18 protein-coding genes and 1 pseudogene are annotated in these 23,054 nt (G+C 72.1%); 10 read left to right on the forward strand and 9 right to left on the reverse strand.

Translation table 11 applies throughout. The features are described from left to right. Positions 1-79: 79 nt before the first annotated feature. Positions 80-898, forward strand: coding sequence for a class I SAM-dependent methyltransferase (locus ACZ4SF_RS14385; RefSeq protein ID WP_468383133.1), 819 nt, complete (start codon positions 80-82; stop codon positions 896-898). 125 nt (positions 899-1,023) lie between these two features. On the opposite strand, the gene ACZ4SF_RS14390 is transcribed toward ACZ4SF_RS14385, so the two are convergent. Beyond that, positions 1,024-2,082: a LysR family transcriptional regulator gene (locus ACZ4SF_RS14390; protein ID WP_468383136.1), complete on the reverse strand. Its 1,059-nt coding sequence runs from the start codon at positions 2,080-2,082 to the stop codon at positions 1,024-1,026. Positions 2,083-2,265: 183 nt separating this feature from the next. Here ACZ4SF_RS14390 and snpA point away from each other — a divergent pair, with 183 nt between their 5' ends. The 4 genes from snpA to ACZ4SF_RS14410 all read left to right on the forward strand — a co-directional run bounded on the left by snpA (position 2,266) and on the right by ACZ4SF_RS14410 (position 5,963). Continuing rightward, positions 2,266-2,964: a snapalysin gene (snpA, locus tag ACZ4SF_RS14395; RefSeq protein WP_468383139.1), complete on the forward strand. Its 699-nt coding sequence runs from the start codon at positions 2,266-2,268 to the stop codon at positions 2,962-2,964. Between the two features lie 181 nt (positions 2,965-3,145). After that, positions 3,146-3,481 (forward strand): hypothetical protein, encoded by a 336-nt coding sequence (locus tag ACZ4SF_RS14400; protein WP_468383142.1) that lies wholly within the window; start codon positions 3,146-3,148, stop codon positions 3,479-3,481. Positions 3,482-3,692: 211 nt separating this feature from the next. Next, the gene (locus ACZ4SF_RS14405; protein WP_468383144.1) at positions 3,693-4,430 is read left to right on the forward strand and encodes a class I SAM-dependent methyltransferase; all 738 of its coding nucleotides are present in this window, start codon (positions 3,693-3,695) and stop codon (positions 4,428-4,430) included. Between the two features lie 240 nt (positions 4,431-4,670). After that, the gene (locus ACZ4SF_RS14410; RefSeq protein ID WP_468383147.1) at positions 4,671-5,963 is read left to right on the forward strand and encodes a ThuA domain-containing protein; all 1,293 of its coding nucleotides are present in this window, start codon (positions 4,671-4,673) and stop codon (positions 5,961-5,963) included. A 30-nt stretch (positions 5,964-5,993) separates the two neighbouring features. On the opposite strand, the gene ACZ4SF_RS14415 is transcribed toward ACZ4SF_RS14410, so the two are convergent. Next, complete coding sequence (locus ACZ4SF_RS14415; RefSeq protein ID WP_468383150.1) at positions 5,994-8,783, reverse strand: SpoIIE family protein phosphatase; 2,790 nt, start codon at positions 8,781-8,783, stop codon at positions 5,994-5,996. A 413-nt stretch (positions 8,784-9,196) separates the two neighbouring features. Between ACZ4SF_RS14415 and ACZ4SF_RS14420 the strand changes: the two genes are divergently transcribed. Both ACZ4SF_RS14420 and ACZ4SF_RS14425 read left to right on the forward strand, forming a co-directional pair. Further along, positions 9,197-9,496: a putative quinol monooxygenase gene (locus ACZ4SF_RS14420; protein WP_468383153.1), complete on the forward strand. Its 300-nt coding sequence runs from the start codon at positions 9,197-9,199 to the stop codon at positions 9,494-9,496. 118 nt (positions 9,497-9,614) lie between these two features. Beyond that, positions 9,615-10,151: a PaaI family thioesterase gene (locus ACZ4SF_RS14425; RefSeq protein WP_468383156.1), complete on the forward strand. Its 537-nt coding sequence runs from the start codon at positions 9,615-9,617 to the stop codon at positions 10,149-10,151. A gap of 93 nt (positions 10,152-10,244) precedes the next feature. On the opposite strand, the gene ACZ4SF_RS14430 is transcribed toward ACZ4SF_RS14425, so the two are convergent. From ACZ4SF_RS14430 to ACZ4SF_RS14440, 3 genes are read right to left on the reverse strand one after another with little or no spacing between them, the layout of a single operon-like run. Further along, a complete protein-coding gene (locus ACZ4SF_RS14430; protein ID WP_468383159.1) occupies positions 10,245-12,101 on the reverse strand; it encodes a GMC family oxidoreductase in 1,857 nt (618 codons plus the stop codon). Then, a complete protein-coding gene (locus ACZ4SF_RS14435; RefSeq protein ID WP_468383161.1) occupies positions 12,098-13,492 on the reverse strand; it encodes a hypothetical protein in 1,395 nt (464 codons plus the stop codon). Before ACZ4SF_RS14435 ends, ACZ4SF_RS14430 begins: the two co-directional genes overlap by 4 nt. Beyond that, entirely contained in the window at positions 13,489-14,205 is a 717-nt protein-coding gene (locus ACZ4SF_RS14440) for a FadR/GntR family transcriptional regulator (RefSeq protein ID WP_468383164.1), read from the reverse strand. Before ACZ4SF_RS14440 ends, ACZ4SF_RS14435 begins: the two co-directional genes overlap by 4 nt. Positions 14,206-14,468: 263 nt before the next feature. Between ACZ4SF_RS14440 and ACZ4SF_RS14445 the strand changes: the two genes are divergently transcribed. Next, positions 14,469-15,569 carry a PP2C family protein-serine/threonine phosphatase gene (locus tag ACZ4SF_RS14445; RefSeq protein WP_468383694.1) on the forward strand — a complete coding sequence of 367 codons (1,101 nt, stop codon included), beginning with the start codon at positions 14,469-14,471 and terminating at the stop codon, positions 15,567-15,569. Positions 15,570-15,593: 24 nt separating this feature from the next. On the opposite strand, the gene ACZ4SF_RS14450 is transcribed toward ACZ4SF_RS14445, so the two are convergent. Next, complete coding sequence (locus ACZ4SF_RS14450) at positions 15,594-16,397, reverse strand: maleylpyruvate isomerase family mycothiol-dependent enzyme (RefSeq protein WP_468383166.1); 804 nt, start codon at positions 16,395-16,397, stop codon at positions 15,594-15,596. Positions 16,398-16,698: 301 nt separating this feature from the next. On the opposite strand from ACZ4SF_RS14450, the gene ACZ4SF_RS14455 reads away from it, so the two are divergent. Then, a complete protein-coding gene (locus ACZ4SF_RS14455; RefSeq protein ID WP_468383168.1) occupies positions 16,699-18,216 on the forward strand; it encodes an MFS transporter in 1,518 nt (505 codons plus the stop codon). Between the two features lie 37 nt (positions 18,217-18,253). Here the strand turns inward: ACZ4SF_RS14455 and ACZ4SF_RS14460 are convergent. Continuing rightward, positions 18,254-18,393, reverse strand: a pseudogene (locus ACZ4SF_RS14460) (diadenosine tetraphosphate hydrolase); the annotation flags it as partial. 164 nt (positions 18,394-18,557) lie between these two features. On the opposite strand from ACZ4SF_RS14460, the gene ACZ4SF_RS14465 reads away from it, so the two are divergent. After that, on the forward strand, positions 18,558-18,773 hold the full coding sequence (locus ACZ4SF_RS14465) for a hypothetical protein (protein WP_468383171.1): 216 nt from the start codon (positions 18,558-18,560) through the stop codon (positions 18,771-18,773). Positions 18,774-18,984: 211 nt separating this feature from the next. Here the strand turns inward: ACZ4SF_RS14465 and ACZ4SF_RS14470 are convergent, their stop codons facing one another. Beyond that, positions 18,985-20,154 carry a carboxylate-amine ligase gene (locus ACZ4SF_RS14470; protein ID WP_468383174.1) on the reverse strand — a complete coding sequence of 390 codons (1,170 nt, stop codon included), beginning with the start codon at positions 20,152-20,154 and terminating at the stop codon, positions 18,985-18,987. Between the two features lie 970 nt (positions 20,155-21,124). Continuing rightward, complete coding sequence (gene htpG / locus ACZ4SF_RS14475; protein WP_468383177.1) at positions 21,125-23,035, reverse strand: molecular chaperone HtpG; 1,911 nt, start codon at positions 23,033-23,035, stop codon at positions 21,125-21,127. Positions 23,036-23,054 lie beyond the last annotated feature (19 nt).

Here is a 23,054-nt window from a genome sequence, read left to right on the forward strand (position 1 = left end):
CCGTGCGCGCGCCGAGCGGAAACTCCCGTTTCCCACCTCTATGTTCGGATACCACTGCCCCGACCCAGGAGGTCCGGTCATGACCACTTCTCCGCCACCTTCAGGGGCCGCCGCCGGGGACGGCCACTACGGCGAGGACCTGTTCGAACCGGAACGTCCTGGGGAAGCCGAGCGGATCGACGCCGCCGCGCTGGTCTACGACCCGGTGACCACACGCCGGCTGCGGGCTCTCGGTGCCGGGCCGGGCAGCCGCTGCCTGGAGGTGGGCGCCGGGACCGGAACGGTGGCGCGCTGGCTCCTGGACGTGGCAGGCGTCGACGAGGTGGTCGCGCTGGACCGGGACACCAGCGGACTGGAACCCCTCGCGGACCGACGCCTGCGGGTGGTCACCGCCGATCTCACCGACGACGGTCTGCGGCCCGGCAGCTTCGACCTCGTCCATGCCAGGTTCGTCCTCATGCACCTCCCCCAGCGCCGCCGGCTCATCACACGGCTCGCCGGATGGCTGAACCCCGGAGGGTGGCTGGTGCTGGGCGATGCCCTGGAGGTGCCGAACGTGCTGGACACCTCCTCCGCGTACCGGCGGACCATGGACGCCATGTGGCAGGCACTGCGGTCGACGATCGGCACCGACACCTCCTCCGTCCCGGCGTACCCGCACTTCCTGCGAGAAGAGGGCCTGGACGACGTAGCCGCGGAGCTGTTCACACCACCGCTGGTCGCGGGCAGCCCCCTGGCCCGCTTCTGGTGCGAGACATGGAGCCGGATGCGCCCCGCGCTGGAGGAGACCGGTCTGGTGGACGCGGCAGGCGTCGACGAGGCCCTCGCATACCTGGCCTCGCCCCGGTTCGCGGAGCTGGGACCCGGCATGGTGACGGCCTGGGGACGGCGGCGTTGACGGTCGGTGAGCCGGCGGCGGGCTCTTCGTAAAGGCCAGGACAGGCCCTGTCCTGGTGATTCCCGAACCACCTGCCGGCGGCATGCTGAACACCCGGCCCCCGAGCCGACGGCGCGGGCCGAACGTCACCAGGCGGTCGGTCCCCGGCCTCTGTTCACCTGCGGCCTCGTGGCCGTCGACACGCAGCCGCTCTGCCGGCGCACCGGCAGCACGTGCGCTTCCCCGCCCGCGCCGGCCGGGGCCGGCATGCCGGGCCGGTGCGCGCGTTCCAGCCACTTCCGGTAGACCGGCGCCTCGTGGGCCACCGCCCAGTAGGCCTGCTCCAGCTCCGGGTAGGCGTCGTCCAGTTCGCCCTCCGTGCGGGCCGCGAGCAGCAGGCGTACTCCTATCGGATCGCCGTGCAGGGGGCGGATGGCGAGGTCGGGGCGGGGGTGGGCGGTGGGCTGGCTGACCGTGACCACCTCGCCGGTGGCGGCCAGCGAGTACGCGGTGAGGTAGTCGCCGTGCAGCATCTCCGAGTCCAGGCCCGCGGCACGCAGTACCCGGCACAGTGCGTCCCACTCGCCGTCGACCGTGGCGTCGACCATCCAGCGGTCGCCGGCCAGGTCGGCAAGGCTGACCTCCGGCTGCGCGGCCGCCGGATGGTCCGCGGCGAGCGTGACGAACTGCGGTTCGCGCTCCATGAGCACGCGCACGCTCAGGCCCGGGGGGATGCGCAGCGGGCTGCCCTCGACCTCGTGCACGAAGGCCATGTCGAGCCGGCCGGCGGCGACCATGGCCAGCAGGGCGTTGGCGGACACGTTCATCTGCAGCGTCGGCTCGATGCGCGACGAGCGAGCCCGCAGCAGGCGTAGCCAGCCCGGGATGGCCCGGCTCGCCGTGGCGCCGATGCGCAGATGGAAGCCACCGGCGGCGCGGGCGGCCGCCGCCCTGGTCTCGGTGACGATCGCGGCGAACTCCGCAACCAGCGGCCTGGCCCGGCTCAGCACCGCCAGCCCCAGCGGGGTGGCCCGGCAGCCGGTCCGGTCGCGCACGAAGAGCTGGGCACCGAGAGCGCGCTCGATGCGCCCCAGCTGGGTACTCAACGAGGGTTGCGCCACGCCGAGTTGGCGTGCCGCCTTGTGCAGGCTGCCGGTGTCGGCGATGGCGCAGAGAACGCGCAGATGCCTCACCTCGAGCTCCATGGGGGGAGCGTAGGACGGGGCCGGGCACCGCACCAGCTGTTCAAGTTCCAACGAATGTGGATGAGTTGGCCGTCGATAGCCTCGCGCTATCCCCATTTGCCATCATCCCCGGTCACGTTGACCTCACCGAGACTCACTGGCAACCGATCGTTCAACCCCCACAGAACGAGTAGGAGCCCCCACATGGCGTCGTTCCGTACCCGCAACGGGTCGAAGAACTCCCGGAGACTTCTGGCCCTGGCGCTCGGCCTCGGCCTGGCCTCCGCCGCACTGGGCACCGCGAGCCCGGCGCGCGCCGGGAACACCACAGCAGCACCCGCCCGCGCCACGCACGCCGGCTACGTGGGCGCGGCCGAGAACGCCGGGAACAAGGCGTTCTTCGACGCCGTACTGAAGTCGGTCGCCGAGCGGCAGGCCGCTCAGCCCTCCCTGAAGGTGGTGACCGTCTACTACAACGCCTCCCAGGCCCCGAGCTTCCGCTCGCAGATATCGAGCGCCGCGTCCATATGGAACAGCTCCGTGTCGAACGTCAAGCTCCAATCGACGACGGGCGGCGCCGACTTCGCGTACTACGAGGGCAGCGACCCGCGCGGATCGTACGCCTCCACCAACGGCCACGGCCGCGGCTACATCTTCCTGGACTACGCGCAGAACCGGCAGTACGACTCGATCCGCGTCGCCGCCCACGAGACCGGCCATGTGCTCGGTCTTCCCGATCACTACAGCGGCCCGTGCAGCGAGCTGATGTCGGGTGGCGGCCCCGGCCCGTCCTGCACCAACCGGTACCCGAACGCCACCGAGCGCTCCCGGGTCAACCAGCTCTGGGTCAACGGCCTCGCCAAGGCCGTCGCGCAGCTGAACAAGGCGGGTTCGGCCCGCTGACCGAGTCGGGCCGGCCCCCCACGACAGGCCGGCCCCGCCCGCCACGACGGTACGGACCGCGGCGCCGATCGCGGTCCGTACCGCTGTCCTGCACCAGGGCAGGAGCCTCGCCCTGGGCGGAGGCTCTGGAACTGCTCAAGTCGCTTGGCTCCGGCGGAAACCGAGAGCCACGATGATCCGTATGATGGGATTCGCAGGACTGAACAAGAAACAGGACTACGTGCTGGTCATCCGGGACTCGGACGTGGCGGCGGCGGCCCTGCAGCGGGCCCTGGCCGAGGCTCCGGCCGAGGAGCGCGCGGGACTGGAGCGTGCGGCCGCGGTCCTCGCGTCCACGGCCGCTGCCAACAACCTTCAGCTGCGCGCCCGCTGGGTCCGGTCCCGGCTCGCCGCCGTCGGATTCACCGGGGACATCGCCTCGGTGGCGGCAGTGAAGGCCCTGCGCCAGGCGGAGCCGCAGCTGAGTCTCCTGACGGCGGTCCAGCTGCAGAAGGACGCCGCGGCCGCTGCGCAGTGATCGCTGGGCCCGAGCGGGCAGGGAGAAGGGCTTGCTGGGCCCGAGGGGGGCTGGGCTCACGCGTCCCGCGTCAACGGTCCACACGTCAGACGCGCTGTCGAGGGAATCTTCCGGCGCCACGGACGACCGGCACAGTGCTGTGTGTCACGCTGCCGTCGGGCGCCCCGCTTCGATGTCCGGGCCCGGTTCAGCGCAGGAGGCAGCGACCTTGATGGCCCACGAAGACCCCCTCGGCTGGGAGACCTCCGCCGCGGCCGACGCCTACCGGGGCCGCGACATGCGGCTGGCCGAGCAGCTGATCTTCCCGGCCGTGCTGGAGCGGCTGGCCGGCGGCTCCGGAGCCGACCGGCTGGCGCTGGACGTCGGGTGCGGCACCGGAGCGGTCGCGGCGCAGCTCGCGGGTACCGGGGAGTGGACGGTCCAGGCTCTCGACCCCTCGGCGGACATGCTGGAGATCGCTCGCACGGACCGCCCGCACCCTCGTATCTCCTACCGGCAGTTCGACGGTCGCACCCTGGACTGGCTCGCCGACGACAGCGTCGATGCCGCCGTGTGCTGCCTGGTGTACTGCACCGACCCCGACGACGACCGGCTGGCCGGCCTCACCGCCGAGATCCACCGCGTCCTGCGCCCCGGCGCCCCCTACCTCCTCGCCGACCTGAACCCGGCGGCGACCGGCGTCACCTTCTCCACCTTGCGGCACGGCGAGCCGGGAGCCGTGTACGGCGACGGCGACACCGTGGCCACGCTGTTGCGTCTGCGCGACGGCACCATGATGACCAGCGCCACCCACTACCGCTCCCTCGACCGGTACCGCTCCTTCCTCACCGGCGCCGGTTTCCCCTCCCCCACCGTGGACCTGCCCACACTTTCCGGCGGGAGTCCTTCCCCGGAGGCCCCGGCGGAGAGCCGGATCGCGCCGTACATGGTCTTGACGACCCACGCGTGACCTGACCGCCGCTCCTTGGCTTCAGATGCTCAACTCACCGGTGCGGCACGGGACTTTCTTGGCGTCACCTCTTGACGCTTCTGGTCCAGACCTTTAGGTTCTGCGACCGGTGGCTTCCACGGATGCGCCCAGCACTCACGTACATGAACGGCGGGCGCGGACTGCCGTGCGGCCGCCTCCTGCCCGCACCGCCGAGCCCGGCTCTTCCCCCCTCGGCCCCGGCCATGAAGGGAACATCGGATGCAACAGGTGAGATCTGGCAGAGCGCACGTCGCCCTGTGGCTGGCATTCCTCGTCACAGCGCTGGTGAGCCTGGTGTCGCAGCCCACCGCCCGGGCCGCGACAGCCGCGGAGCCGTTCCGGGTTCTGGCGCTGTACAACGGCACCTGGGATGCGGCCCACATCAGTTTCGTCCGTGAAGCCAACGAATGGTTTCCGCGGCAGGCCGCCGCGAACGGCTTCACCTACACCGCCAGCAACAACTGGGACCTCCTCGCGAACGGCGGCGTCGGCAGCTACCAGGTCGTGCTCTTCCTGGACGATGCGCCGCAGTCGGCTGCCCAGCGCGCGGGATTCGAGCGGTACATGCGCAACGGCGGCGCGTGGATGGGCTTCCACGTGTCGGCGTTCACCACCGATGCGCAGAGCTGGCCCTGGTATCACAACCAGTTCCTGGGCAGCGGGAACTTCCGGTCGAACACCTGGGGCCCGACCACGGCCGCACTCCGGGTGGAGGACCGCACGCACGCCTCCACCAGGAATCTGCCCCCCACGTTCACGTCGTCCGTCAGCGAGTGGTACAGCTGGTCCAACGACCTGCGCCAGAACCCCGACATCAAGATCCTCGCGTCCGTCGACCCCAGCAGCTTCCCGCTCGGCACCGACCCCGCCCAGACCTGGTACAGCGGCTATTACCCGATCCTGTGGACGAACACCAAGTACAAGATGCTGTACGCGAACTTCGGCCACAACGCGATGAACTACGACACCGACACGCCGCTGTCGTCCACCTTCGCCAGTGCGACGCAGAATCAGTTCGTCCTGGACGGGCTGAAATGGCTGGGCGGCGGGACGTCCTCGCAGCCGCCTGCGGACGGTATTTCCGAGACCTCCTGGTACACCGTGCAGAACACCGGAAACGGGTCGTGCGTCGATGCCCGGGCGGCCGGAACGGCCAACGGGACGGTTGTCCAGCAGTACGCCTGCAACGGCACCCCGGCACAGCAGTTCCAGTTCCGCGGCACCGACAGCGGATACGTGCGCATCGCCGCCCGCGGCAACCCACAGCAGGTCATCGATGTGGCCGACCGTTCCACGGCCGACAACGCGCCGCTGCAGTTGTGGGCCTACGCCGGAGGCACCAATCAGCAATGGAAGCCGGTGCGAGAGGCCGTCGGGCAGTACCACTTCACTGCCCGGCACAGCGGGAAGTGCCTGACCGCGTCCGGCACCGCCACCGACAGCATTCAGCTCACCCAGCGGCCGTGCGACGGCTCAGGGACCCAGAGCTTCCGGCCGGCCGTCCAGCCCTGACCATGGCGGACGGTCTCCGGCCGGCCGGCGTCAGAAGTCCAGCAGGTCGAACAGGGCCGTCGGGTCCGGTTCCACGACGCGGTCCAGCGTCTGCTCGGCCCAGATCACCTTTCCCCGCGGGGCATAGCGGACGCCCCACATGTCCGCGAACTGGGAGACGAGGAACAGGCCGCGGCCGCCTTCGTCGGTCGTGGCCGCGCGTCGCAGGCGGGGTGAGGTGTTGCTGCCGTCCGAGACCTCGCAGACCAGGGTGCGGCCCAGGAGCAGCCTCACTCGTACGGGCGGAGCGCCGTAGCGGACGGCGTTGGTGAGGAGCTCGCTGAGGATCAGTTCCGTGGCGAACGCCGCTTCCTCCAGCTGCCAGTCGGCGAGTCGCCGGCTCACCTCGTTGCGTACCCGGGGGACGGCCGTCACGTCGGAGGGGACGTCCCAGGTGGCGACGCACGAGGGGTTGAGCAGCCGGGTCCGGGCGACCAGCAGCGCCACGTCGTCGGTGGGGTGTTCGGGCAGCATCGTTTCCACGAGGGCGCGGCAGGTCTCCTCCGGTGTGCGGTCCGCGTGGGCGACGGTGGAGCAGAGGACGCGCAGACCCTCGTCGATGTCCCGTGAGCGGTTCTCGACGAGGCCGTCGGTGAACAGGACGAGCCGGCTGCCCTCGGGCAGGTCCAGCTCGCCGGCCTCGAACGGGTGCCCGCCCACGCCGAGGGGCGGGGAGAGCGGGAGGTCGGGGAAGGTCACCCTGCCCTGGGGGTCCACCACCGCGGGTGCGAGGTGCCCGGCGCGGGACAGGGTGCAGTGCCCGCCCACCGGATCGTAGATGACGTAGAGGCAGGTGGCACCGGTGAGCGGGACGCGGTCGTCGTCGGCGGTCGCGGTCGGCGAGTCCAGCCTGGTCACCATCTCGTCCAGGTGTCCGAGCAGCTCGTCGGGGGCCAGGTCCAGCGAGGAGAAGTTCAGTACGGCCGTGCGCAGCCGTCCCATGGTCACCGCGGCCTGCATCCCGTGCCCCACGATGTCACCGACGACCAGTGCCACCCGGAAGCCGGGCAGCGGGATGACGTCGAACCAGTCGCCGCCCACACCGGACTGCGCCGGCAGGTAGCGGCTGGCGATCTCCAGCGCGTCCTGCTCCGGAAGGCCCAGCGGCAGAAGGTTGCGCTGCAGTGTCACGGCCATCATGTGCTCGCGCGAGTACCGGCGTGCGTTGTCGATCGCGACGGCGGCACGGGCCACCAGTTCCTCGGCGACGGCGACGTCCTCGTCCTCGAACCGGGGGGCGCCCGAACCCCGCCAGAAGTTGGCCATGCCGAGGACCACCCCGCGGGCCCGCAGCGGCACCGTGATGAGGGAGTGGATGCCATAGGCCAGCGCCCGCCGCGCACCCTCGGGGTCCTGGGCCCGCCAGTCCCCGGCCGCGTGCAGGTCGGGCACCAGGACGGCCTTGCCGCGGCGCAGCGCCGCCACCATCGGGGTGTCGGCCATCACGAACCGGATCACCTCGCCCACGGGCTGCAGCGGATGCCCGGCCTGCGACGCACACAGCGCGGAACGGCGCATCTCGTGCACCGCACTCGTGGGCTCCTCCCCGCGCAGCACGGTGTCGAGGAGTTCCACGGTGGCGAAGTCGGCCAGGCGCGGGACGGCCATCTCGGACAGTTCCTCGGCCGTGCGCCGCATGTCGAGCGTGGTGCCGATCCGCATGCCCGCCTCGTACAGGAACGACAGCCGGCCCCGCGCCACCTCGGCCTGGCCGGACAGTGCCCTGAGGTCCGTGGTGTCACGGAAGGTGGCGACCAGGCCCTGGGCCCCACCGAACGGGGCGGTGGGCCGGATGTTCACCGCCAGCAGCCGGTCCCGGGCCCGGATGACCTCGTCGGACGCGGTCTCGCCGGAGTCCAGCAACCGGGTGAGCCCAGGCCCCAGCGCCAGCTCCCCGACGTGTCGCTGGTCGGCGTCCTCCGGCAGGTCCAGCAGCCGGCGTGCCTCGTCGTTGGCCAGGAGCACGCGCCCGTCGCCGCCGACGATCAGGACGCCCTCGCGCACGGCGTGCAGGACGGCGTCGTGGTGCTCGTACATCCGGGTCATCTCGACCGGTCCGAGGCCGTGGGTCTGCCGGAGCAGCCGGCGGCTGACCAGGGCCGCGCCGCCGGTCGCCAGCACGAGTGTCCCGGCCGCCGCGCCGAGCAGCATCGGCAGCTGCTGGTTCAGCACATGACCCACGTTGGCGTACTGGATCCCGGCGGTGACCATGCCGACCACGCGCCTGCTCGCGTCCGTGACGGGTACGACCGCGCGCACGGCGTCGGTCGGCCGGCCGTGGAACGTCTCCGTGAACGTCTCGCCCGTGGCGGCCCGGCCGACCCCCTGGGCCTTGGTGCCGATCAGGGCGGGGTCGGAGTCGGTCAGCCTGATGCCGTGTTTGTCGAGAACGCTGACGAAATCGACGCCGGCTCCCTTCCTCGCCTGCTCCGCCGCGGGCTGCAGCCGGGCGGTCGGGTCGGGCGAGCGCAGTGCGAGCGCCGTGCCGGGCGCGTGCGCGAACGCCTCGGCAGCGGCCAGCGAGCGGTCCCGGGCGCTGCGCTCGGCGTCGTACCGACCCTGGATCAGCAGGGCGGCGGCCGCCACCGCGACCAGCACCATCATGATCAGCGCCTGCAGCAGGAAGACCTGGGCGGCCAGCGTGCGAACGCTCAGGGACGGCGAGAGACGGCGGAGTCCGCGTGACGGCCGGGGCCTCCGGCCACGGGACGGATCGGTTGACCTGCGGGAGCCGGGCGGCGGCGCCGCTCGCACCCATGGCCAGCGAAAACGTCCGCTCATCTCCCTTTTCTAGCACTGGAACTCCCTGGTCGGCGACCGGTGTGACCGGTGGGGGAAGCGGCAGCGGCGCGCTGTGCACGGCGCCATTCGCGCCCATGAGCGGGACCTGGGGTTTCCGGCCGTGGCTAGAGGAGCCAGGGGTCCGGAGGCATCCGTGCGGGTGGCCCCCGCACGGGCGGCGGCCGCGGTGTGCGTCATGTGCCTGGGGCTCGCAGGGGCCGGCGCTGAGGTGTGCGTGGCGCTCGGCACCGATGGTGGCGGAAACGGTATCGCACGCGTCGCTTCCGGCACTGGGGGAGGCGATCTCGGCGGCCTAGATTTCTCGGTGTCCGGACGAGACGCGGTGCCCGGTACCGGCACCAGCCCCCTTTCCTTCACCTTCTTTCACGAAGAGCAACCCACAGGAGTGCATCATGACCGAGCTCGGACTGCTGGCCCGCATCGAGGCCAAGCCCGAGTACGCCGACAAGGTGGCGGCCCTGCTGCGTGACGCGTTGCAGCTCGCGCAGGAGGAGGACCACACGGTGACCTGGTTCGCGTTCCGGCAGAGCGCCACCACCTTCGGCGTCTTCGACACCTTCGGCGACGAGCAGGGCCGCCAGGGTCATCTCCGGGGCAGGATCGCCGCCGCGCTGACGGAGGCCGCCTCGACCATGCTCAGCGAGGCGCCGGACATCCGTCCGGTCGACCTCCTGGCGGTCAAGCTTCCCTGATCCGGACGGGCAGGGCTCCCGATCCCCTCGCCGGGCGGCACGTGCACGACGCGCTGCCGCCCGGCTCCCGACGCACACACCCGTGCCCCGAGAGGGCCGCAGAAGAACGGACAGCACCATGGCGCAGCACTCCACCCTCGCCCGCGAAGCAGCCGAAGGGGCCCGCACGCGCACCCACACCTGGGACCCCCCGAAGGGCTACGCGGCTGCCGGTGGCCGTACGGGCCTGCAGCTGGCCCGCATGAGCCTGGACGGAACTCTGCCCGAAGCGCCGATCTGCGGGACCCTCGGCTTCCGGCTCGTGGAGGCCGAGGAGGGAACCGCCGTCTTCGAGGGCGAGCCCGGGGAGCATCTGTTCAACCCCATGGGCACGGTGCACGGAGGCTTCATGGCCACCCTCCTCGACTCCGCGCTCGGTACCGCCGTACTCACCGCCCTGCCGGCCGGCCGCGCGTACACCACCGTCCAGCTCGGCGTGAACCTGGTCAGGCCGGTGTTCGCCACCACCGCGACGCTGCGCTGCGAAGGCCGGGCCATCCATGCCGGCCGTACGACGGCGACCGCGCAAGCGCGGATCGTCGGGGCGGCCGACGGCAAGCTGTACGCGCACGGAAGCGCGACCTGCGCCGTCTTCGCGCTGCCCGACGCGGTCTGACACCGGCCCGGCGGGGCGGATCGGCGGCGGGAGCACCACCGGAGGCGGCGACCGCCGCCTCACTCGCCCCGCAGGAGCGCGCACGGGCCTGCTTCACCGGGCCTGCGCCACGTACCGTCCCGCGATGCCCAGGGCCGCGGCCATGATGCTCAGTTGCGGGTTCACCTCCGGACAGCTCGGCAGTACGGCGCCGTCCGCGATCAGTACGCCGTGCACTCCTCGCAGTCGTCCTTCCGGGTCGGCCGGTGACCGGTCCGGGTCGGTGCCGGCCGCGGCCGTGCCGGTGGGGTGGAACGCGGAGACGTGGAGGTGGCGGGCGCTCACCGTGTCGAGCAGCGCCTCCAGTTGGGCGGGGGTACGGGCACGCGGGGCCCGGGGGACGCCCGTCAGCACCTCCTCGGCGCCGGCGGCGAACAGCAGGCGTCCCATGGCCCGTTGGGCACTGAGGAGTCGGCCCGCGTCCCGCGGCGCGAGGTCGTAGCGCAGGAGCGGGCGCTCACGGCCGAGGACCTGGCCCGAGGGACGGTCGGCGATCATGGCGCCGAGGGTGGCCAGTTGCTCCGTCCGCTCGAGTTCGTGGCGCAGTTCGCGGCCGATCCCCGGCAGTACGAAGGAGCTCATGCCCGGGGGCGCCGCGGTGGCCTCGATCAGGATGCCGTCGGTGTGCAGTTGCTCCACTCCGACGCTCTGCAGGACGCCCTTCCAGCCGGTGACCGGATGGCTGAAGCGGCCCGCGACGCTGATGGCGGGGTGCACGCTGAGGTTGCGGCCGAGTCGTGGGTGCCCGCCCAGGCCGGAGCGGCGCAGCAGTGGTGGGGTGTGCAGTGCGCCGGCGGCGACCACGACCAGGGGGCAGAGGATCTCCAGTTCGCTGCCGTCCGGGCGGGCGGCGACGATCCCGGCGGCCCGTGGGCCACCCGGCCGGTCGCGGTCGGTGAGGATGCGCCGTACGCGCGCGCCGGTCACGATACGGGCGCCCGCGGCACAGGCGTCGGGCAGCACGGACAGCTGGACGCTCTGTTTGGCGCCGGTGGGGCAGCCGACCACGCACTGGCAGGAGCCCCGGCAGCCGGGGGCGTTGCGGCGCAGGGGCGCCGCGGCCCAGCCGAGCTGCCTGGCTCCGGCCAGTGCGAGCAGGCCGTTGTCGCCGAGCACGTCCAGTGGCTGCCGTGCCACCCGCAGGGTGCGTTCGACCTCGTCGAGGTGTGCGTCGAAGCCGTCGGCGGCGGCGAATCCGTGGTGGTTCAGCCAGCGGGCCAGTACGTGGTCCGGTGTGCGGTAGCAGGTGCCGGAGTTGACGACGGTGGTACCGCCGACGGCACGGCCCACGGGCAGCACCACCGGGGGATTGCCCACGGCGATGGTCGCGCCGCCGTCCCGGTACAGGTCGATGAAGCGGTCGAGGGGAGCCCGTCGTCCGAACGACTCGGTGGTGTGGTGCTGTCCCTCTTCGAGTACGACCACGTGCATGCCCGCGGCGGCGAGCGTCCGGGCGGCCATCGCGCCGCCGGCGCCCGATCCGACGACGACCGCGTCCGCCGTGGATCGTGTGGGCCAGTGGTGGGAGGGCGTGCAGTCGAGCGGTGGGTCCGCGGGGGCGGACACCGCGGGCGCGAGGCCGTGGTGCAGCATGCGTTCGGTGCCGGCGGCCAGCAGGAGCGGTACCTTCACCGCGTCCAGGAGCGGCAGCAGGGAAGGGCGTGCGGCGAGCGACGTCACGACGTGCTCGCGTTCCGCGTCGCCGAGCGCGGCCAGCCGCCTGCCCGTCCGGGCGACGGCGTAGGCGTCGATCGCCGCGGCCGCCCCGCGTAGTGCCGTGCGTGCCGGTGCGGGCATGGCGTCGAGCAGGGCCGCGACGCGCCGGGGGACGGCCCTGGTCCACTCGGCCGTCCCGTCGTCGGCAAGTACGGCGGCCACGAGTCCCGTCAGCGCGTGGGGTGATGTGTTCACCGGTCGCCGACCTCCGCGTGTGCGGTGCCGGCCAGTCGCCATGTCGCCTCCGGCCGCCAGCGGCCCCACCAGCGCTCCAGGCGGACCTCCGCGTCCGCGCGCTCGCTGTTGCGGCACACCGCGGCGGATCCGTCCGGGTCGGTGTAGTCGAGGGTGAGGGTTCCTTCCGGTGGCTGGGTCACGGTGACCCGGATGCGGCGCAGGCCCGCGCGGCCCTCGACGCGCCAGCGCGGAAGGCCGATGTCCGCGCGGAACCGGCCGATGCCCGCCCAGCCGACGGCGGTCCGCTCCGCGCGCCGGGGCCAGGTGCGGCCGTTGCGGTGCAGGCGCAGGAACACCAGGGGCGGCAGCCGGTCGAGTCCGCGGCGCATCGAGACCGCGGCGACGATCTCCAGGACGTCTCCGTCTCCGAGGTCGGCGTGGAGCCAGGCCCAGCGGCGGGCGTTGCCGTGGCCGTAGATGCGGGCGCTCGCGCCGGGTGCGTCGGCGAGCTGCAGCTCGCCGGTGCGGTGGCGGACGGTTCCGCTGTAGCGGGCGGTGGTGGCGGGCAGCATGTGCGAGGCGGGCAGCCAGGGGTGGCGCCAGGACCAGCGCGGGAAGGTGTGCAGCGGCGGGCCTTGGTTCGCCTCGGTGAGCGCCCAGGTGAACGGCCCGGCCGAGCCGGTGAGCCGGCCGGCGGTGGCACTGGTGTCCGCTGCGGTGAAACCGTCGGGGGGCATCGTCCAGGGGGTGGGGCCGAAGCGGGCGTGCTCGGCCGGCCCGTCCTTGGGGAAGACGGCGATCCAGCCGTGTGCGTAGGCGGGTGCGCCGTCGTGCGGGGCGACGACCTCGTGGTGCAGCCAGAGGCCGCTGCCGGTGGCCGGATCGGTCAGGGTGGTGTACCAGACCTCCGTCCGCCCGGGTGTGCCGTCCCAGCGCGGCGCGAGGTGGCGGTCGGTGGCGGGCTCGGTCGCCCGCGGGAACCGGAAGCCGGCGAGGAAGGGCAGCAGTCCGGTGGCGAGGGGAAAGCGCAGGGTGCCCTCGCCGACGCGTCGGCCGTCCTCGTAGAGGGTGTACGGCAGCACGGTCATCGAGGTCACGGGACGGCTGAGGGACACCGCCTTCCAGCCGTCCAGCAGCAGGCTCCGGCCGTCCAGCCGGAAGCCGAGCCGGTAGCGGATCCTGCGGCGTGCCAGGGGGGAGATCTCCAACTCGCCCTCGGCCTCGGGGTCGTCGGCGCGGCCGGCTATCCGGATCCGTCCGGTCAGCCGCGCCCGGGTCGTCCGATGGGGCAGGAGCACGCTGTCGGCGCGGGCCAGGAGGTCCAGCCGCACCGGGCGGTCGGCCTCGTCGCCGGCCAGGCGGACCCGGCCCAGCATCGTCTCCCGGAACGTCGTTCCGCGTGAGGTCACCGGGCATCCCCCCGGCGTCCGCCGGAGCGCGCGAGACCTTCGAGCATGATGCGTTCCGTCGCCGACAGGTAGTGCCCGGCGGCGGTGCGTGCGGCTTCCGGGTCGCCGGCGGCCACGGCCTCGACGACCGGTGCGAGGCGGTCGTGCGCGGTCCGGGCGTCCTCGAACGGGCCGGCCAGCGCGGCCCGCACCGGCATGTAGGCGTTGAACAGGGTGTTGGTCAGCAGGACGTACACGCGGTTGCCCGTGGCACGGGCGAGCGCCCGGTGCACCTCGGCGTCCGCGAGCTGAGCCGGGTCGCCGCCGGCCGCCTGGCCGAGGGCCTGCAGCAGCCTGCGCAGTTCGGTGACGTGTGCTGCGCCGGCGTTGGCCGCGGCGCGTTCCGCGATCAACGCGCCGATGCTGCGGCGGACTTCGAAGATCTCGCCGATCCAGTCGGGGCTGTGCCGCACGAGCATGGGCAGCAGATCGGTTCCGCCCAGGCGCAGGAAGTCCCGTACGCGCGTGCCCACTCCATGGCGGGTCTCCAGCAGGCCGGACTGCACCAGCCTGCCGAAGGCGTGCTTGAGCGTGGTGCGGGTGACGCCGAAGCCGTCGGCGAGTTCGCGTTCGGGGGGCAGATAGCTCCCGGCCGGGTGGCGCCCGGCGAGGATGTCCTCACGCAGCTTCCTCTCCAGTACGTCGACGATCGTCTCGCGTGGAAGTACTTCCACCCCGGCCTCCAACGACAGTGGTTCAGTGGCTCAGCCACTCAACCAATAGCCGGCCGGGGAGTCAATGCCCATGCCGGAACATGCCGTTGAGTGGAGCAATGACCGGCGCGCCGTGGCCGGGCACGGAAGGCTGGAAGTCTTGTCGATTTTCTGTGACAGGAGTCCGTGTGCGAAGACCACGTATGCCGTGGCGTGGACACAGCGGTCGGGACCGGGAGGCCGGCGCCGGTACGCGGACGCAGTTGCCGGCGCCTCCCGCATGGATGCGCTGGCTACCGGTGCTCTTCGTCGTCGCCCTGCTGGCACTGGAGCCCGTGACGCCGGTGGAGTGGCCGGTGAGCTTCGTGCTCATCGCCCTGCCGCTGGTGACCGCTTTCGCCCACGGACCCGGCGTCGTGGCCGGCGCCACGGCGTTCGCCGTCTTCATGGAAGGAGTGCTCGCCGGCACCCCGTGCTGTGCCGGCCGGTCGGTCGGCTACCTGTGGGACCGCCACTACGTCGCCTCCTACATCTGCACGGCTCTGGTGGGCGTCCTCGGCACGATCCTGGCCGCACATCGCACCCGCCGCGAACGCACACTGGCCGACGTGCGTTTCGTGGCCGACATCGCACAGCGGGTCCTGCTGAGACCGGTCCCCCACCGGATCGGCACCCTGATCCTGGAGAGCCTCTATCTGTCGGCCGCCGCGGAGGCGCGCATCGGCGGTGATCTCTACGAGGCCGTCCCCACCGGGTACGGGGTCCGGCTGCTCATCGGCGACGTCCGCGGCAAGGGGCTGCTGGCGGTGGAGACCGCCGCGGCCCTGCTCGGCGCGTTCCGCGAGGCGGCGCACGACGAGCCGACGCTGCCCGCCCTGGCCGACCGGGTGGAGACGAGCATGAACCGCAGGGCGATGCTGCTGGGCGGAGGCGAGGTGGGCGAACGGTTCGTCACCGCCGTCTTCGCCGAGGTCAGCACACAGGCCCGGGTGATCCGCGTCGTCAACTGCGGCCATCCGCCCCCGGTCCTCATCCGGTCCGCCGAGGTGCGCGAACTGGACAACGGCCGTTCGGCTCCGCCGCTGAACCTCGGCATGCTGGTCGGGGAGCCGTACCACGTCGACGCCTACTCGTTCCGGCCCGGCGACCAGCTCCTGCTGTACACGGACGGCATCACGGAGACGCGCGACGCGGCAGGCTCCTTCTATCCGCTTCTCCGGCGGCTGCACTCCTGGCGCGCCCTGCCACCCCGGGAACTCCTGGAACACCTCCACGACGACCTGCTGGACCACAGCGGCGGCCGGCTGCAGGACGACATCGCGGCGCTCGCCGTGTGCCTTCCCGGCGGCCTGCGGTCCGCATCGCCTGCGTCACCGGGCGGATGAGCCGGGAACCGGGCGCGGAGGAGATCAGAAGGCGGTGTGGGCGAACCAGCGTTCGAGGACCGTGTCGTCTCCCGATACACGGAATGCCGGCTCCTGACGGGAGCGACGGCCGTAGAGCAGCAGCAGGAGATCCGCCGCCGGCCCGTGTACCGCCGCCGTGGGCGGCTCGGCCTGCGCGTCGCCGCCGACGGCCGGCAGCAGGCGCAGGCCGTCCTCGTCCAGCCGCACCCGCCACTCCTCGCCGCCGGCGTCGGTGCACCGGAACGCGATGGTCTCGCCGTCGCCGCGCAGCTTCGCCACACCGGGGGCGAAGAGCCCCGCGTAGGGCAGGTTGACCAGGAACTCGTCCACACCGTCCGCCGCCAGAGCAGGGTCGAGGTCCGACTCCCGGCCGGCCGCCCACTCGGCGTCCACCCGGTGCACCAGTGTCTCGAAGAGCATCCGGCGGGCCCAGAACCGCGCATGCCGGTCCTCGCCCCAGACCCACATCGGCGCCTCCGGATCCGTGTCCCGCAGGACGGCCGCCACGCCGGGGATCCCCGCCACCACCCAGTCCGCGTAGTCCTCCGCGCGTTCGGGCAGCCCCAGCTCCACATCTCGGCTGCGCGGAGGCTCCTGCACCCGCTGGGTCAGGAGTGCGCAGAACCAGCGCTGCAGCGAGCCCACGTGCCGGGTGAGGTCGGCCGGCGTCCAGTCGGGGCAGGAGGGCACGGTGCCCGCGGGGTCGGCGCCGCTCACCGCCTCGGCGAAGCGGCGGGTCTCCCGCTCGATCGCCTCGCGGTAGGTGTCGTACGGCAGCGGGTGTCCCGCCCTGCTCGTCGTCGCCATCTTGCTGCCGCCGTTCTGTCCTCGGCTCGGATTCCGTCGCGATCAGTGTGGACGCTGGAGTGCGCTCGAAGGCAAATCGGCGCCGCTCACCGACCGTCGCCACGACGCCGACGGACCACACCGGCGCGCCCCGCCGGAGCTGTCGGGCTCGACGGCGCCGACGGTGCCCGCCCCTGCCCGTGGCGGTCTGCGCGGCCCCTTGCACGCTCGAGGGTTGCCGTGGCGGGTGGTGAGGTATGTGTCCCCGTGCCCTGCGGGGGAACGTGATCCGCCCGGGACCGCCCTGGTGAGAGGAGTCCAGGTGACAGCGTCGGCATCAGCGTCGGGCGGTCGTGACCCGGGCGCCCGGGAGACCGGTTACGAGCCGGACCCGAACCGGTGGCATGCTCTCTGGGTCACCCTGGTGGCCGGCTTCATGAGCCTGCTCGACGTGACGATCGTGGCGGTCGCACTGCCCACCGTCCAGCGCGAGCTGCACGCCTCCCCCGCGCAGGTGCAGTGGGTGGTCTCCGGATACGCACTGACCTTCGCCCTCGCCCTCGTCACCGCCGGCCGCCTCGGCGACGCCCTGGACCGGCGCCGTATCTTCCTGCTGTCCCTCAGCGGCTTCGTGATCTTCAGTGCGGCGTGCGGAGCGGCCCCGAACATCGAACTGCTGGTGGTGGGCCGCCTCGCGCAGGGCCTGGCGGCCGGCTTCATGGCACCCCAGAACTCCGCGCTCATCCAGCAGATGTTCCGTGGTGCCGAACGCGGCCGCGCCTTCGGGCTCTTCGGCTCCACCGTCGGCATCAGTTCCGCCGCCGGCCCGATCACCGGCGGCGTCATCCTCGCCCTCGCCTCCGGTCCCCAGGGCTGGCGGTGGATCTTCTACGTCAACGTCCCCATCGGCATCCTCGCCGTGCTCCTCGGCCGGCACCTGCTTCCCCGCACCCGGGGCAGCGGGCGGGGCCGGGTGGACGTGCCCGGCGTTCTGCTCCTCGGCCTCGGCGTCCTCGCGCTGATGTACCCGCTGGTCCAGGCGGAGTCGGGCGGTCTCAGGCACCTGTGGTGGCTGTTCCCGGCCGGTGCAGCGATCCTCGCCGTCTTCGTCCGGTGGCAACGCCGCCTCGTCGCCCGAGGTGCCCAGCCGTTGCTGGACCCGCGGCTCTTCACGACCGTGCGCGGGTACGCCGTCGGTGCCGGCATCGGCACGTTGTACTTCATCGGCTTCAGCGGCGTCTGGCTGGTCTTCGCCCTCTTCTACCAACGCGGCCTCGGTTTCTCCCCGCTGCGGTCCGGCCTCGCCGTGACGCCCTTCGCCCTCGGCTCGGCGAGCGCGGCGGTGGTCGCCGGCCGGCTGGTGGAGCGGTTCGGCCGCGTGCTCACCGTGTGGGGCCTCACGGGTGTGATCGCCGGCCTGGGCGGCACCGCGCTGCTGCTGCGCTTCGCGCCGCTCCACACAGCTCCCTGGGTCGCCGCCCCGGTCCTGTTCCTCGGCGGCATCGGCGGGGGCTTCGTGGTCTCCCCGAACATCACGATGACCCTGCGGGACGTGCCGGTGAGCATGGCGGGCGCGGCGGGCGGTGCCCTGCAGACCGGCCAACGGCTCGGGGCGGCGCTGGGGACAGCCGTGCTGCCCGGCCTCTTCTACCTGGTCCTCGGCAGGAGCCACGACTACCGCACAGCTCTGGTCACCGCCCTGGTCGCCGGCCTCGTCGGCATGGCCGCGTCCCTGGCGCTCGCGGTGTTCGACTGGCGACGCGACCGGCGGACGAGCCGACCGCACCGGAAGTGCCCGGAGGAGGTCGCCAACGACCCGGTGCACTCCCGGCAGACCTGAGCGCCGAGTTCGTCCACGAGCAGCACCGAGCAGCACCGAGCAGCACCGAGTGGCCCGGCAGGAACCGGACATCGCCGGTCACCGCGAACCCCGAGCCGAGCCGGGGCGCCGCAGCACCGCCGGGTTGCCGCCCCGCAGAGCGGCGCCGATGCGATCCGTGCGCCAGTCGCTCGTCATGGCTCCAGCCTGTCCAGCGGGTGCCGGGTCGAGGGCTGTCGTGGATCGCGTGGATGGCGCAGGGCCATCAGGGTGGCCCCGGGCCGTGTCGGGCGGGCGCGGCGGGCGGGGTTGGCCATGCTGGGCCGGGAGCGGCACCCCTCAGCGGCGAGAAGGAGCACTGCATGCCGACGGACCCGGTGGAACGATTCCTGGCGGCGCTGGACCCCGGCCACCGGGAGACCGTCGGCGCGAAGCCGCGCGCGGAGCAGGAGCAGCTCGCGGCGGCCTGGGAACGGGAACTGGAATCGGACGACGAACTGGACACCCTGGACGAGCTGTCCCCGCCGGCGGCGGAGGCGGAGGCGGCCCGCCGGGTCCTGGAACGCGAATCGGACTGACGGCTCGCGACGCGCCCTCGGCCGGGCGTCAGGGTCGGTCACGTGACACTCACCGAGCGAGAACGTGAGCAGTTTCTGGCGGAGCCTCATGTACGACCGGACCCGGCTCGGCGAGTACCTCGTCATCCGCATGCGGCCCGAACACCGGGTCTTTGCCGACCTGGGCGCCTTCCGAGGAGCCCAGGCGCCGCGGGTCCCGGCCGGTGTCCGCTCAGGGAAGACCGACCGCGAGATCGTCCACCACTGCCTGGAGCCGGCCTTCGTGTCGTCCCGCGACGCGTCGCTGGCGCGTGGAGCCGGTCCCGCGGTGCTGGACGTCGCTCAGCCAGTCGCCGACACACCGGTCGTCGCCGTACCGGCTGAGCTTCGGCTCGACCCGTTTCCACAGCTCGTCCACCAGGCGGGCGACGGGCGAGGGCGTGCAGTCGCGCGTGTGGGTGGCGGGCAGGGCGCCGGCCGGTCCGTACCGGGCGGCCTGCCAGCAGGCGGCCCTGAGCAGCAGGTCCGGTGGCTCGGGCGCGGGTTCGCCGGTGCGCACCGTCTCCATGGCGTGTGCGACCAGGGCTCGTACGAGCAGTGCGTACGCGGCCGTGACGGTGGGCTCCGGCATCACGTCGGCGATGCGCACCTCGATGGTGGGAACGTGGGCCGAGGGCCGGACGTGCCAGTAGATCATGCCCCGGTCCATCGCCGCTCCGGTGGCCACGAGCTGGTCGACCAGCCTGTCGTAGTGGTCCGCGCTGCGCAGGTGGGGCGGAGGTCCCGCCGCGGGCCACCGGCTCCAGACGGCGGTGCGCCAGCTCTCGTATCCGGTGTCCGACCCGTCGTAGAAGGGGGAGTTGGCGGTGAGTGCCAGCAGCAGAGGCATCCAGCCCCGTAAGTGGTTGACCGCCTGGACGGCCTCCTCGCGATCGGCCACTCCCACGTGTACATGGCAGGCGTTGACGCCCTGGTGGTGGGCCACGGGCCCGAAGTGGTGGATGACGGCGTGGTACCGGGGCTGGTCGAGGACGGGGGGCGGGCCGGGGGTGCCGAGGATCGCGGTGCCGCTGGGCACCAGAAGGCAGCCGTGTTCGGCCGCGGCGGCGGCCGCGCCCCTGCGCAAACGCACTATCTCGGCCTCCAGTTCGGCGGCCGTACGGCACACGGCGCTGACGGTCTCCACCTGGCACTGCGAGATCTCCGCCGTGGCGTGCGGCGCGCCCAGGAGCTCCTGGGCGGCGGGGACCACGGCCGGGGCCCTGTGCACGGCCCTGCGGCTGCGCCGGTCGGCCAGGATGAACTCCTCCTCCACGCCCACGGTGGGCGGTGCGTCCACCTCCGCCGGGAACGCGGGTCTGCCGGCGGCGGCAGGGGTCACGTCTTCAAACGGCTCTGGCACGTCCAGCCCCTTCGAAAGACAAGGGACACCGGCATCCGCATGTCCCGGGCTCGGCACGGACACTGCGAGCGGTCACCACGCCACCATCACGCACGGCGGGGCGAGCCGAAGGCCGCGGTCGGCGGCGTGGCGGGCGGAGCCGAGGAGGCCTCCCGCCCATTCCGTTCCGGTGATGCCTCTGGTCGTTCCGGTGGAAGCGCCTCGCGTCGTTCCGGTGGAAGCGCCTCCGGTCGTTCCGGTGGAAACGCCTCCGGCTCCTGCAACGGTGCGGCACAGCCGAACGCCACCGGTCCGACGGTCACCCTGAGTCCTTCCTTTCCGCGGCGCACACGACGGACCCATGCATGCCACCTTCTCCGTGGCCGTACACGCGGCGGGCATGCTCACCGCTTCGTTCAGGCCGGTCGCGTACACACGGCACACACGACACAGGGGACCGTCCGGCGCCGTCCCGCCCGCATGCCGGAGCGCAAGGATCCAGCCGTGACGGAAGGGCACCGACGAGAGCGCCGTGCACCGGCCGGGTGGTCCGTCGTGGCACCCGCCAGGCACAACCCGCTGCGCCGCCGATACCGTCCGGCGTTGCACGGCAGAGGACCCGGCCTGGAACGGCCTGGAACGGCCTGGAACGGTTGCGAAGCACCAGCGCCCGGACGGACCGGAGCGTGCACGGCCGGCAGGTCGTCACCCGCGTCGCATCCGCGCGTCTCGCTGCCGCCCGCCTCATCCGTATCCGCCGGCCGGCCGCGGACCCCGAGGTTTCCGCACCGCAGTTCGACTCGATCCTGACCGTCCGGGCCGTCCCGTGCAGCGCTCCTCGGTGGCAGAACCGTCGTTGCGGTGGAAGGCGGCGCCGTCGTGGCGAGCCGTTCCGGCGGTCCGCCGCGGCGCTGGGGGCGAGGGCAGCGGTGACTCGGCGGCGGCTGCCCGGGATTCTCCGGGCAGGCCGCCGCCGCGTGGTGGAGCCGGTCTACAGCGCGCGTTCCAGCCGGTCCGCCATCAGCTTGACGAACCGGGCCGGTTCCTTCGGCCGGCCGCCCTCGGCGAGCACCGCCAGGGCGTGCAGGAGTTCGGCCGTCTCGGCGAGTTCCGCGCGGTCCTCGCGCTCCTGGTAGGCCTGGTTGAGGCCCTTCACGAGCCGGTGGTCCGGGTTGAGTTCCAGGATCCGCTTGGCCTGGGGCACTTCCTGGCCCATCGCGCGGTACATGTTCTCCAGGGCCGGGGTCAGGTCGTGCGCGTCGGAGACGACACAGGCCGGTGAGACGGTGAGGCGGGAGGACAGGCGTACTTCCTTGATGTCCTCGTCCAGCTGCTCCTTCATCCAGCCGAGCAGCCCGGCGTACTCCTCGGTCCGCTTCTCCCGCTCGCCCTCGGAGGTGTCCTCGTCCCCGGCGTCGAGGTCGATCTGTCCCTTGGCGACGGACCGCAGCTTCTTGCCCTCGTACTCGCCGACCGCGTCGGCCCACACCTCGTCGACGGCGTCGGTGAGCAGCAGCACCTCGATGCCCCGCTCCCGGAACGCCTCCATGTGCGGCGAGTTCTCGATGCTCTGCCGGGACTCACCGGTCAGGTAGTAGATGCCCTCCTGCCCGTCCTTCATCCGCTCCACGTAACTCTTCAGCGTGGTCGGCTCGGTGTCGTGGTGCGTGCTCGCGAACGAGGCGACGGCGAGGATGGCGTCGCGGTTCTCGGAGTCGGTGACCAGTCCCTCCTTCAGGACCGTGCCGAACTCCCGCCAGAACGTGCCGTACCGCTCGTGGTCCTTGGTCATCATCTCCTTGACCGTGGACAGGACCTTCTTCGTCAGCCGTCGGCGCATCAGCTCGATGTGGCGGTCCTGCTGGAGGATCTCGCGGGACACGTTGAGCGAGAGGTCCGCCGCGTCCACGACGCCCTTGACGAAGCGGAGGTACGGCGGCAGCAGCGCCTCGCAGTCGTCCATGATGAACACGCGCTTGACGTACAGCTGCACACCACGCTTGACGTCCCGCGTGAACAGGTCATGGGGAGCGTGCGCGGGCAGGAACAGCAGGGCCTGGTACTCGAAGGTGCCCTCCGCCTGGAGGCGAATGGTCTCCAGCGGGTCGCGCCAGTCGTGGCCGATGTGCTTGTACAGCTCGTGGTACTCGTCCTCGGACACCTCGTCACGGGGCCGCGCCCACAGTGCCTTCATGGAGTTGAGGGTCTCGGGCGCGGGGGCCTCGCCACTCTCCTCGGCTGCGGCGGAGCCTTCCGGCACCATCCGGATGGGCCAGGTGATGAAGTCCGAGTACCGCTTGACGATCTCCTTGATCTTCCACGGGGAGGTGTAGTCATGGAGCTGGTTCTCGGGGTCGGCCGGCTTCAGGTGGAGCGTGACCGACGTGCCCTGCGGCGCGTCGTCCACCGTCTCCAGCGTGTACGTGCCCTCCCCGCGCGACGACCAGCGGGTGCCCTGTTTCTCACCTGCGCGCCGGGTCAGCAGGGTGACCTCGTCCGCCACCATGAAGCCGGAGTAGAAGCCGACGCCGAACTGGCCGATGAGCCCCTGCTCTCCGGCCGCGTCCTTGGCCTCCTGCAGTTCCTGCAGGAACTTTGCGGTGCCCGAGTTGGCGATCGTTCCGATGAGCCGGCCTACCTCGTCGTACGACATCCCGATGCCGTTGTCCCGCACGGTGAGGGTGCGGGCGTCGTTGTCGACGTCGATCTCGATGTGCAGATCGGACACGTCGGCGTCGAGCGAGTCGTCCCACAGCTTCTCGAGGCGCAGCTTGTCCAGCGCGTCGGATGCGTTGGAGACCAGCTCCCGCAGGAAGACATCCTTGTTCGAGTAGACCGAGTGAATCATCAGCTGAAGCAGCTGACGGGCCTCTACCTGAAACTCAAACGTCTCGGTCGGCATGTTCGCGAATACCTCACAC

The organism is Streptomyces sp. NPDC027663 (assembly GCF_055566415.1).